Here is an 11,898-nt window from a genome sequence, read left to right on the forward strand (position 1 = left end):
GGAGTGATAACGATGCGGGAACTTGTGCATGTACAGCTTAGGTCCGCCGGCGAGGTCAAATGTTTCCTTGCCAACGGGCTAAAACTCGATACGGGTGACAAGGTGATAGTCGAAGCCGACAGGGGCCTGGAATCGGGAGAGGTGGTATCGGCCAATGAAGAGGCGGGCGACCTCGCAGGCGTTGAAAAGCCCATAAGAAAGGTCATACGAAAGGCCAATCCGTGGGACCAGAAGCAGATAGAGAAGAACAGGCGCAAGACAAAGGACCTGATGTCCCTTTGCGATAAGAAGATAAAGCAGCACGCTCTTCCCATGAAACTCGTTGATGCGGAGTATTCCTTCGACAGGTCCAAGATTATATTTTATTTCACATCGGAGAACCGGGTGGATTTCAGGAATCTGGTCAAGGACCTGGCCAGCATATTCAGGGTGAGGATAGAGCTGCGCCAGATCGGTGTGAGGGACGAGGCCAGGATGCTCGGCGGGCACGGGCCCTGCGGGAGGGAGCTCTGCTGCATGTCCTTTCTGAAGGACTTCAATCCTGTTACCATAAAGATGGCGAAAGTGCAGAACCTGCCGCTCAACCCTTCAAAGATATCGGGTCTCTGCGGCAGGCTGATGTGCTGCCTGGGCTATGAATACTCGTGCTACAGGGATTGCACCAAAGGCATGCCCAAGCTCGGCAGGGAGATAAAGACCGAGCACGGTATAGGCAAGGTCATCGGCATAAATCCCCTCAAGGGACTGGTCACGGTGGACCTGGGCGAGGGCAAGATCAGGGACATACAGATAGAGGCAAAGGAGGACAGGTAAGATAAAATGGGAAAATTCTACATTACAACACCCATATATTACGTGAACGCGAACCCGCATATAGGCCACGCTTACACCCAGATAGCCGTGGATACTTTATCCCGGTACCACAAGATGCTCGGGGATGAGGTCTTCTTCCTGACCGGGACCGACGAACACGGGGAGAAGATAGAGCAGGCGAGCGCCGAGGCCGGTTTCGCTCCGGGCAAGGAGAAGGAATTCGTCGACACGATAGTGCCGAACTTCAAAAAGGTCTGGCACGCGCTGGGGATAAATTACGACCATTTCGTGAGGACGACCGACCCGCAGCACGAGAAAGAGGTCCAGTCTTTCCTTACCCGCATGAAGGAGGCGGGCGACATTTACCAGGGCGAGTACGACGGCTGGTTCTGCACGCCCTGCGAGACGTTCTGGACGCAGACCCAGGCCGCGGGGGGTCTGTGCCCCGAATGCGCGAGGCCCGTCGAGCATATCAAGGAGAAGAACTATTTCTTCAGGATGAGCAAGTACCAGGACTGGCTGGCTTCATACATAAACGCCCATCCCGATTTCATAATGCCCGAGTTCAGGAAGAACGAGGTTTTGGGATTCCTCAAGGAGCAGCTTACGGACCTGTGCATATCGCGTCCCAAGCAGAGGATGTCCTGGGGGGTGGAGATACCCTTTGACAGGGATTACGTGGTCTACGTCTGGTTCGACGCGCTCATAAACTATGTTTCCGGGCTGGAGGCCAAGGGCCTCCTGGGCAAATTCTGGCCGCCGGACTTCCACGTGATAGCCAAGGACATACTGCGGCACCACGCCGTATACTGGCCGATAATGCTCAAAAGCGCCTACGGCAAGGATCACGAAAGGGACGAGGATTACCTTCCGGGGACCATATTCGCGCACGGATGGTGGAAGATGGACCAGGAGAAGATGTCCAAGTCCAAGGGCAACATCGTCGACCCGGTCATGCTCGGAGAGGAGTACGGCGCCGATGCCATACGTTATTTCATGCTGAGGGCCATAAGTCTCGGGCTTGACGGTGATTTCACCGAGGAAGCACTGGTGAACATATATAACAGCGACCTTGCCAACGACCTGGGCAACCTTCTTAACAGGACCCTTACTATGGTCGAGAAATATTTTGACGGCGTATCCCCGCAGGTCCCCGCGCAGCTGGATAGCGCCGAACAGCTCGAGCGAAGCAAGTCCGTCCGAACGCCGGTAGAGCAGCTTTTCGGGTGGCTTCACGAATATCTGGCAACGCCCAAGCTCTTTACAAAAGAGGCGCTCGAATCGATAATGCTCGCGGTGGGCAAGGCCAATAAGTATATCGAGCTTTCCGCACCGTGGGAATTCGCCAGGCAGGGTGATACCGAGGCGATAAAGCTCATAATAACGGACCTTCTGGAGACGCTGAGGGTTGCCGCGATCTCTATATCCCCGTTCATGCCCGCCACCGCCGGGGAGATGTGGAGGCAGCTCGGTCTGGGGCGGATGTACCTTGATGAGGATAATAACGCGCTCATACCCGAAATAATCAGCGAGGTGAAAGAGCGCATTGAATCTGAAAAGTGGACGGATTTCCCCGCCGGGACCAAAGTCGCCAAGGGAGAACCCCTTTTCATGCGTATCAAAAAGTGATGTATCATGCCAGGTAAGGATGTTTTCCGTAAAAGGATAATGAAAGATAAGTCCCTGACGGCGTTCCGGAAGAAGGTGCTTCTGGCGGTGCTTAAGATACCCGAAGGAGAGGTAAGGACCTATTCACAGGTCGCCGTGATGGCCGGTTCACCCAAAGCGTGCAGGGCGGTCGGTCAGGCCCTTAAGATGAATCCCTACGCCCCGGATGTGCCCTGTCACAGGGTCATCCGATCCGACGGTTCCACAGGCGGCTTTACCGGTGGGGCGGGGAAGAAGAGAAAACTTCTCAGGGAAGAAGGTTACCTATGCGTTTAGTGGATACACACTGCCATCTCGATCTTGAACAGTTCGGTGCGGACCTTGAAGAGGTCCTTGAAAGGGCGCGTTCGGCGGGCGTCCGGCGGATAATATCCCCCGGGATAAGCGTCGCCAGCAGCGAGAATGCGATCCGTATCGCCGCCGAACACGAAGAGGTCTTTGCATCGGCGGGGGTGCACCCGCATGAGGCGGATAAAATAACGGCCAAGGATATCTCGGCTGTCAGGGAGATGCTGCTTCTGCGGGAGAAGGTGATCGCGGTGGGCGAAGTGGGTCTGGATAATTTCAAGGGGTATTCCCGACCGGAGAACCAGAGGAAGCTTTTCAGCGAGATGGTCCTTTTGGCCGGTGAGCTGGACCTTCCCGTCATACTCCACTGCAGGGAGGCGGGTGAGGACCTTATCGAAGAGCTATCCTCCGTGCGCCACTTTCCCCCCAGGGGCGTGGTGCACTGTTTTTCGGGTGATATCGGCATGCTGGAAAAAATCCTTGATATGGGGTTTTATGTTTCTTTCACTGGGAACATAACCTTCCCCAAGTCCGGCAAGCTGCGCGAGGTGGTGAGGCATCTTCCTCCGGAGCGCCTCATGCTGGAGACGGATTCTCCCTACATCGCGCCCCAGCCCGTGCGCGGTAAGAGGAACGAGCCCGCGAACGTGCGGTACCTGCTGGATGTTTATTCCGGTATCTACGGGCTGACGGCGGAGGACGTGGCGCGGATAACCACGCATAATGCTCAGCAGCTCTTCCATCTGGGGCTTGAACCCAACGGGGCGATAGTCTACCCCATAAGGGACGTGCTTTACCTTAACATGACCGGCAGGTGTACCAATAGATGCGGTTTCTGCACGAGGAACTTATCCACTTACGTCAAGGGGCATAACCTCCATCTTACGAAAGAACCGTCGGCGTGGGAGCTTATCGATGCGATCGGTGAGGTTACCCGTTACAGGGAGATCACCTTCTGCGGTCTCGGTGAACCGACCCTGCGCCTCGGCGCGCTTAAGGAGGTCGCTTCCTACGTGAAGAAGAACGGGGGGAGGATACGCCTTAACACCAATGGGGAGGGAAACCTAATAGCCCGCCGCAGTATAGCGCCGGAACTGTCGGGCCTTGTCGATTCGGTCTCGGTCAGCATCAACGCCCTCGACGAGAAGAACTATGAAAGGACCTGCCGGCCGGTTTTCGGGCAGAAAGCGTACGCGGCGGTGGTCGATTTCGTGAAGGAGTGCGTGGAAGAAGGCATAGACAGCGAGGTCACGTGCCTTGACATGGTGGGGCGACAGGCCGCTTCCTCCATAAAGGAAATGGCCGAGCGCCTCGGTGCCACTTTCAGGTTAAGGCACCTGAACGTTGTGGGGTAGATCATTCTTATGGGAAAATTATCCGCATTTTTATACCGTAACAAGCTTTATATAGCGCTGGCGCTCTTTATACTGCTGATAAATCTTGCCTCGACCGCAGAGAAAAGGCTCCAGAAGGAGCGTGCCGGTAAAACCGAACAATTGGCCGCCGAAAAGGATGAGGAGGCCGCCCCCGCCGAAGAAAAAAAAGCGAAAAAAGGCGAGCTTTTCGACGAAGAGGATATAAGCGCCCGCCAGGAGAAGATACAGAAACTCTCCGAGACCGACCCGGTGTTCTATATTTTCATAGGTCTGGTGAACCTGGCCATCCTTTTCGTCATACTGGTGGGGTTCATACTCGACGGGTATTTCCTGGTGAGGCTTTTCCGGCGGGAGCCCCTCAGGATAAGGCTCCAGGAGCAGGATAAGCCCCGCTGGACTCCGGGCGATGTCGTCCGCGTCGCGCTTATATTCCTCGCATCCGGCTACGCGATAATAATAGTCCAGGCCTTTCTTTCTCATATTTTCCCGATACTGCGCAACGAGAACTTCCGCATGGTCTTCAATACCGCCATGATGAACCTTATCGGCATAAGCGTGATAGTCTATTTCGTGGTGGATAAATACGGGCAGGACATAAGCCAGATAGGGCTTACCGCGAAGGGTTTCAGAAAAGCCGTTTTTTACGCGGCGGTCGGCTATATCTGTCTGGTACCCGTTCTTTTCCTGATAATGCTGGGGACATATTTCGTCACCCAGCTTATAGAGTATCGCCCTCCGGTACAGCCAATAGTTGAGGTTTTCATGGAGGAGAAAGAGACTGTGGTGCTGTGGTTGTCCACGGTCTTCGCCGCCGTTTTCGGGCCGATAGCCGAAGAGATCTTCTTCAGGGGTTTTATGTACGGGGCCTTGAAGAAAAGCCTGGGCGTGTTCTGGGGGATGATGCTGACGGCCGCCGTTTTCGCGATGCTGCACGCGCACGCCGTGGGGTTTTTGCCCATAATGATGCTGGGACTTCTCTTGGCCTATCTATACGAGAAGACGGGCTCACTGGTGAGTTCCATGACGGTGCATATCATGCATAACCTGGCCATGGTGGTGCTTGTTTTCATGATGAGGGGTATAGGAACTTAAAACACTGAAAGGAAATAATCGTCATGTCAGTCGAGACGATACGCTGGAAGAAGGACAGGGTAGAACTTATAGACCAGAGGCTCCTGCCGGCAAAGCTGCGGTACATATCCTGCCGCAGTGCCAGGGACATGTGGGAGGCCATACGCCATCTCAAGGTGCGCGGGGCGCCGGCCATAGGCATCGCGGGGGCGTACGGGGCGTATCTGGGCGTGAGGTCAAGCCGCGCGGCAAAGTACCGGACTTTTAAAAGGGACCTGGACAGGACCGTCGAGTACCTTGCCACGGCGCGACCGACAGCGCGCAACCTCTTCTGGGCGCTCGAAGAGGTGACAGGTCTGGTTGAGCAGAACCGCGATAAGAGCGTGCCGGAGCTGAAAAAACTGATACTCGAAAAGGCTCACGGCATACTCGAGGAGGACAACAGGATATGCAGGCTTATAGGGGAAAAGGGAGCCGCTCTCATAAAACCCTCTTCCCGCGTCCTTACGCACTGTAACGCCGGGGGGCTGGCGACGGCCGGCCATGGCACAGCGGTCTCGGTCATAACCGCCGCCGGGAAAAAAATACAGAGGGTATATGCCGACGAGACGCGCCCGGTGCTGCAGGGGGCGAGGCTTACCGTCTGGGAGCTTACCCGTGAAGGAGTGCCCACCACGCTTATCTGCGATAACATGGCCGCCTCGCTCATGGACCAGAAGGGGATAGACGCCGTAGTTGTCGGGGCCGACAGGATCGCGTCGAACGGTGACACCGCGAACAAGATCGGTACCTACAATCTCGCCGTTCTTGCCAGTTACCACAAGGTGCCCTTTTATGTGGCCGCTCCTTTTTCAACGTTCGACCTTGCCATACCCGACGGGAGCGGGATAAGCATCGAAGAGCGCGCCCCCGAAGAAGTAAGGACCGTCGGTTCAAGCTGCGTTACCGTTCCGGGTGTGGACGTGTGGAACCCGGCTTTCGATGTCACCCCGAGCAAGCTCATAACCGCGATAATAACCGAAAAGGGCGTTATCCGCGCGCCCGACAGAAAAAAGATAAAGAAGGTGTTATCCTGATGAGGGAGCTTGCGGTCATAGATATGATAAAGCGCCGGGCCGGACAGCCCCCCGGGGGCGTTAAAAAGGGGATAGGCGATGACTGTGCCGTCCTGGCCGACGGCAGGGGGGGTTACATTCTCTGGGCGAGCGACATGTTGACAGAAGGAGTGCATTTCAGCGTAAAGCGCGCCGGTTACGCCAGGATAGGCCGAAAGGCCGTCGCCGTCAATATAAGCGATATAGCCGCGATGGGAGGGGAACCCGAACATATACTGGTGTCCCTGGGGGTTCCTTCCGGGATAAGGGATTCTTCGATCAGGGCCATTTACGACGGTATTTTCTCGATCTGCGGCGATTACGGGATGACGGTCCTGGGAGGCGACCTCACGGCTTCACGCAGTCTGGTGATCGATGTTTCGGTGATCGGCCGCGCGAGCCGCGGGAGGCTCACGACCCGGGACGGGGCCAGGGTGGGCGATAAGCTTCTCATCACCGCGCCCTGCAGGAACGGAAGGAGAGAACATCTTGATTTCAGGCCGCGGCTTGACCAGGCGCGGTACTTGACGCGGCACTACAGGGTAAACGCGATGATAGATGTATCCGACGGCATCGCGATGGACCTTGGAAGGATGGCCTCGGCCAGCCGCGTGGGCGCAAGGTTGTATACCGCTGATATCCCTCTATCCAGGGGGCTCTGCATAGAGGATGCCTTGTTCTACGGTGAAAGCTTCGAGCTTCTTTTTTCGATGAAGCCGGGTGACGCGGAAGAACTCACCAGGAAGAAAAAGACTGAATATGCCGTGATCGGCACTATCGTTCCCGAAAAGAAGGGGCTCATCAGAGTGGACCCGGGCGGCAGGGAAAGCCCCTTAAAAATGAAAGGCTACAGACATCTATGAGCAAAACAGGCGCGACCCTTACAACAGTTTCGCCAGAACAGACCATGGAGCTTGCCGCGCGCATAGCCCTTTCCCTTGAGGCCGGGGACGTGGTAGCCCTTATCGGGGATCTGGGAACGGGAAAGACGGTTTTCGTCAAGGGATTGGCCAAGGGCCTGGGATACGGGGACTATCTTTATGTGAACAGTCCTTCGTTCGTTGTGCTTAAAGAGTATCATGAGGGGGTTGATCTCTATCATTTCGACGTGTACAGGCTTGACAGGGAAAGCTTTTGCCAGACCCTGGACTATGAAAAGTATTTTTATGGAGGCGGGATAACCGTCGTCGAGTGGGCGGATAAGATACTGGACTTATTGCCCGATGAATACCTTAAGGTCAGCTTTTCACACGAGGACCATGCGAAAAGGAAGATTCGCATTGAAAGCGTGGGAGATAAATTCAAGGAGATAGTGAACACGGCATGAAGGTATTGGCGTTCGATACATCCACGAAGTTCCTGAGCGTGGCCTGTCTTGAGGACGGCCGCCAGTGCGCTTGTTTCCATGAGGAAGCGGGCATACGGCACAGCGAGATACTCGTAGCTACGATAAAGTCGCTTCTCGAAGAGGCCGCCTGGCGCGTTCAGCAGCTGGATCTGGTCTGTGTCGGGCTAGGGCCGGGGTCCTTTACGGGGCTCCGTATAGGGGTGGCCACTGTCAAAGCCCTCGCGGCGGCGACAGCAGTAAAGGCTGTCGGTGTGCCGAGCATGGACGCCTCGGCCGTCAAGTGCGCGCACCTGGGCGCTAAGATCGCGCCTTTTCTGGACGCGCATAAAGGGAAGGTCTATACAGCAGTATATTCGACGACAGGGAAGCTGCCCAGGAGAGATACCGATTACCTCCTCACGGACGTGGAAGAGTTCCTCGCCGGGCTGAAAGAGGATGTTGTTCTTTTCGGCAGCGGCGTGATAAAATATAAAAAGCAGCTTGAACTCTCACGGCGCGTTGAGTGTCTGGAGGATATCGACTGGTATCCTCACGCCGCTGACATAGCCAGGCTTGGAACGGAAAGAGCCGCAAAGGCCGAAGCGAACGCGGATAAGCTGGATCCGATGTACATGCATTCAAAATACTGTAACGTTACCGAACCGCGGAAGGAAAATGGAAGTACTTGAGAAAACAACCTACAGGCCCACCTGGGCGGAGGTCGATCTGGGGGCAGTAAGGCACAACCTCCGGAAGATACGCGCGCTCATCGACGAGGATGTCCACGTCCTGGCAGTGGTCAAGGCCAACGCCTACGGGCACGGGATATCCCAGGTGAGCAGGGCCCTTGTGGAGGAAGGGGTCAATTATCTAGGCGTCGCAACGGTCGATGAAGGCCTTAAGCTGCGCTGTGAGGGCATAACTGTTCCGGTCCTGGTCCTTGGTTCGGTGTTGGATGAGGAAGCTCAGGCCGCGGTTGAGAACGATATCACGCTCACTCTGTGTGATACGGGTCTTTTGGAGGTCTTGTCAGGCATTGCCGGTAGGACCGGCAGGACCCCGAGAGTGCATATCAAGGTGGATACGGGCATGGGAAGGATAGGGGTATGGCATGAGGATGCGGTTGAATTCATAAAAAAGGCCCGTTCGTTCGACGGCATAGAAATAGAAGGCCTTTATACGCACTTTTCCTCGGCAGGCAGGGACAAGCTTATGACGCGCATGCAGATAAGCTGTTTCGAGAAAGTGATAAATGAAGCCGAGCGATCGGGGGTCCGTCTTAAATACAAGCATGCCGCCAACAGTATCGCAGTGGTGGACTGGAGGAGGTCCCACCTTAACCTGGTGAGGACGGGTATCCTTCTTTACGGGGTCTATCCCAAAGAGAGCTTCCGTGATGAGTTCGAGCTTTATCCGGTTATGAACCTGAAAACGAGGATCGTGCATTTAAAGGATACCCCTCCGGGAAGGTCCATAAGCTACGGGAGGACCTACATAACCCAGACGGATACAAGGATAGCGACCATTCCCATAGGTTACGCCGACGGTTACGGAAGGATACTTTCCAACAAGGCCGAGGCCCTGGTGAAAGGCCAGTACGTGAGGATAGTCGGGATGGTGACCATGGACCAGACCCTTCTTGATGTGGGTAATGTCAAAGACGTGAGGGTGGGTGATGAAGTGGTTCTCCTGGGCAGCCAGGGCAGATCCAGCATCCCGGTTGAGAAGATAGCCAAGCTTGCCGGCACCATTCCCTACGAGATACTTTCGGCGATAACCGACAGGGTCCCAAGGGTTTATAAGGAATAAGCGCCTGGGGAAGCGTACCAGGAGCGCCTTCTCGCAGCCGGGGATCCCCGGCTGTTTTTTTAAGTCAATGGAATGAAGGAAGTTAGGGTAAAAACTGTCTATTAATACAAGGGCAGCGGCTTTTCTTGACAAAGAAAAACCATGTTGCTATACTGATTAGACAAAATGTATATATAAATAATAGGAAATCAATATTATACCTATCTCCAGAGGTGGAAAGGAAGCAAAATGGCTAAGATAACAGGCGCGGAAATCATGGTCAAGAGCCTGCATGAAGAGGGAGTCAGGCATATATTCGGATATCCCGGAGGTGTTCTCCTGCCTCTATGTGACAGGCTTTTCGACGAGAAGGAGATCAAGTTCCATCTTACACGCCACGAACAGGGGGCCGTGCACGCCGCTGACGGTTACGCGCGTGCTACCGGTGAGGTCGGTGTCTGTGTGGCCACTTCCGGTCCCGGGGCGACCAACCTTGTTACCGGTATAGCCACCGCCTACATGGACTCGATACCGATAGTCGCCATTACCGGTCAGGTAAAATGCACCCTCATCGGTAACGACGCCTTTCAGGAAGCGGACATGGTCGGTATCACAAGGCCCATAACAAAACATAACTACCTTGTCAAGGACGTCAAGGAACTGGCCAGGACAGTGAAAGAGGCTTTTCACATAGCAAGGTCAGGCCGGCCGGGTCCGGTACTGATAGACCTGCCGGTGGATGTGCAGATGAACGGGGCCGAGTTCAAGTACCCCAGAACCGTTTCGCTGAAGGGATACAAGCCCACTTATGAGGGGCATCCCGGCCAGATAAAGCGTATCGCCCAGGCTCTGGAGAAAAGCAAGCGCCCGGTCATATACGCGGGGGGAGGCATAATACTCTCCGGTGCGGAAAAGGAACTTACCAAACTGGCGCGCAAGACGGATATACCCGTGACCACGACCATGATGGGGCTTGGTGCGTTCCCTGAGGACGACAAGCTCAGCCTGGGCATGCTTGGTATGCACGGGACAGCGTACGCGAACCATGCGATACAGGATTCGGACATGATCATAGCCGTGGGGGCCAGGTTCGACGACAGGGTCACCGGAAGGCTCGACGCTTTCGCCCCGAACGCCCTGGTGGTTCATATCGACATAGACCCTTCCAGTGTCAGCAAGAACGTGCATGTCGATATTCCGGTCATAGGCGATGCCAGGAAGATACTGCGCGAGCTTAACAAGTCCGTGAAAAAAGGTGATTACACCCAGTGGCACCGCATGATCAACAAGTGGAAGAAGGAGCTTCCGCTGAGGTACAAGGACGGCAAGACCATAAAGCCGCAGTACGTCGTCGAACAGATATACCAGTTGACCAAGGATGAGGACGTCATAATTACCACCGAGGTCGGCCAGAACCAGATGTGGGCGGCGCAGTTCTTTACCTACACCAAACCGAGGACCTGGATATCAAGCGGAGGCCTTGGTACCATGGGGTACGGTTTTCCGGCGGCGATAGGCGCCCAGATCGGAAAGCCCGGCAGCATAGTCATAGACATAGCCGGCGACGGGAGCATCCAGATGAACATACAGGAGCTGGCGACGGCCGTCTGCGAGAAGATACCGGTCAAGGTCGTCATACTCAATAATGGTTATCTGGGGATGGTGCGTCAGTGGCAGGAACTTTTTTACGACAAACGTTACGCGTTCACGCCCCTTGATGCCGGTAAATGCACGATGTGCCCGGATTTCGTGAAACTCGCCGAGAGTTTCGGCGCGACCGGTATGCGCATCACCCGTAAAGAGGAGGTTGTCCCGGCGCTCAAGAAGATGCTCAAGACCAAGGGTCCGGTTATGCTGGATGTTCTCATAGACAAGGAAGAGAACGTCTTTCCCATGGTCCCGGCGGGTGAAGCCATTAACAACATGCTTCACGGACTGGCATAGCGATTTTAAAAAGAAAAGAGGTTGAAATGGATAAATTCGTTCTATCAGTTTTGGTCGAGAACAAGTTCGGCGTTCTGGCGAGGATAGCGGGCCTTTTTAGCGCCCGCGGATACAATATCGATTCGCTTGCCGTTGGGGAGACCGAGGACCCGAACTTCTCCAGGATGACGATCGTGGTCGAATCCGACGAAAGGATACTCGAGCAGATCAAGAAGCAGCTGAACAAGCTCATTGACGTTATAAGGGTCCAGGACCTTACCGGGGGAGAATACGTCAGCAGGGAGCTCATTCTCATCAAGGTCAAGGCCACCAACGCCAAGACCAGGGAGCAGCTTGTGAAGATAGTCGATTCCACCGGGGCCGAGATCGTCGACGCCGGCAAGAAGTTCGTGACCATCGAGGAATCCGGTGACGAGCACCAGATAAACGCGCTTATAGAACTTTTGAGGCCGTACGGCATAACAGAGATAACCCGCACGGGCAAGATAGCCCTGCAGGCTGATTAGAATATTTCATAGCTAATATAAAA

At 55.0% G+C, this 11,898-nt stretch carries 12 protein-coding genes; all 12 read left to right on the forward strand.

The annotated features are described in order from the left end of the window. Positions 1-12 precede the first annotated feature (12 nt). The 12 genes from GF409_00765 (at position 13) to ilvN (ending at position 11,875) form a co-directional block, all read left to right on the forward strand. Positions 13-813: a stage 0 sporulation protein gene (locus tag GF409_00765; GenBank protein ID MBD3425742.1), complete on the forward strand. Its 801-nt coding sequence runs from the start codon at positions 13-15 to the stop codon at positions 811-813. A 6-nt stretch (positions 814-819) separates the two neighbouring features. Continuing rightward, positions 820-2,442: a methionine--tRNA ligase gene (metG, locus tag GF409_00770; GenBank protein ID MBD3425743.1), complete on the forward strand. Its 1,623-nt coding sequence runs from the start codon at positions 820-822 to the stop codon at positions 2,440-2,442. 39 nt (positions 2,443-2,481) lie between these two features. Beyond that, complete coding sequence (locus tag GF409_00775) at positions 2,482-2,757, forward strand: methylated-DNA--[protein]-cysteine S-methyltransferase (GenBank protein ID MBD3425744.1); 276 nt, start codon at positions 2,482-2,484, stop codon at positions 2,755-2,757. After that, complete coding sequence (locus GF409_00780; protein MBD3425745.1) at positions 2,748-4,124, forward strand: YchF/TatD family DNA exonuclease; 1,377 nt, start codon at positions 2,748-2,750, stop codon at positions 4,122-4,124. The genes GF409_00775 and GF409_00780 overlap by 10 nt, the downstream gene beginning before the upstream one ends. A 9-nt stretch (positions 4,125-4,133) precedes the next feature. Then, a complete protein-coding gene (locus GF409_00785; protein ID MBD3425746.1) occupies positions 4,134-5,237 on the forward strand; it encodes a CPBP family intramembrane metalloprotease in 1,104 nt (367 codons plus the stop codon). A gap of 23 nt (positions 5,238-5,260) precedes the next feature. Next, on the forward strand, positions 5,261-6,292 hold the full coding sequence (gene mtnA, locus GF409_00790; GenBank protein ID MBD3425747.1) for an S-methyl-5-thioribose-1-phosphate isomerase: 1,032 nt from the start codon (positions 5,261-5,263) through the stop codon (positions 6,290-6,292). Continuing rightward, positions 6,292-7,173, forward strand: coding sequence for a hypothetical protein (locus tag GF409_00795; protein ID MBD3425748.1), 882 nt, complete (start codon positions 6,292-6,294; stop codon positions 7,171-7,173). Before mtnA ends, GF409_00795 begins: the two co-directional genes overlap by 1 nt. Beyond that, a complete protein-coding gene (tsaE, locus tag GF409_00800) occupies positions 7,170-7,637 on the forward strand; it encodes a tRNA (adenosine(37)-N6)-threonylcarbamoyltransferase complex ATPase subunit type 1 TsaE (protein MBD3425749.1) in 468 nt (155 codons plus the stop codon). Before GF409_00795 ends, tsaE begins: the two co-directional genes overlap by 4 nt. Next, positions 7,634-8,326 (forward strand): tRNA (adenosine(37)-N6)-threonylcarbamoyltransferase complex dimerization subunit type 1 TsaB, encoded by a 693-nt coding sequence (gene tsaB, locus GF409_00805; protein ID MBD3425750.1) that lies wholly within the window; start codon positions 7,634-7,636, stop codon positions 8,324-8,326. Before tsaE ends, tsaB begins: the two co-directional genes overlap by 4 nt. Then, positions 8,313-9,446, forward strand: a complete 1,134-nt coding sequence (gene alr, locus GF409_00810) for an alanine racemase (protein ID MBD3425751.1) — start codon at positions 8,313-8,315, stop codon at positions 9,444-9,446. The genes tsaB and alr overlap by 14 nt, the downstream gene beginning before the upstream one ends. Positions 9,447-9,674: 228 nt before the next feature. Then, positions 9,675-11,369: a biosynthetic-type acetolactate synthase large subunit gene (gene ilvB, locus GF409_00815; protein MBD3425752.1), complete on the forward strand. Its 1,695-nt coding sequence runs from the start codon at positions 9,675-9,677 to the stop codon at positions 11,367-11,369. Between the two features lie 26 nt (positions 11,370-11,395). Then, positions 11,396-11,875: an acetolactate synthase small subunit gene (gene ilvN, locus GF409_00820; protein ID MBD3425753.1), complete on the forward strand. Its 480-nt coding sequence runs from the start codon at positions 11,396-11,398 to the stop codon at positions 11,873-11,875. Positions 11,876-11,898: the final 23 nt, after the last annotated feature.

Source organism: Candidatus Omnitrophota bacterium (genome assembly GCA_014728045.1).
GTDB lineage: Bacteria > Omnitrophota > Gorgyraeia > Tantalellales > Tantalellaceae > WJMH01.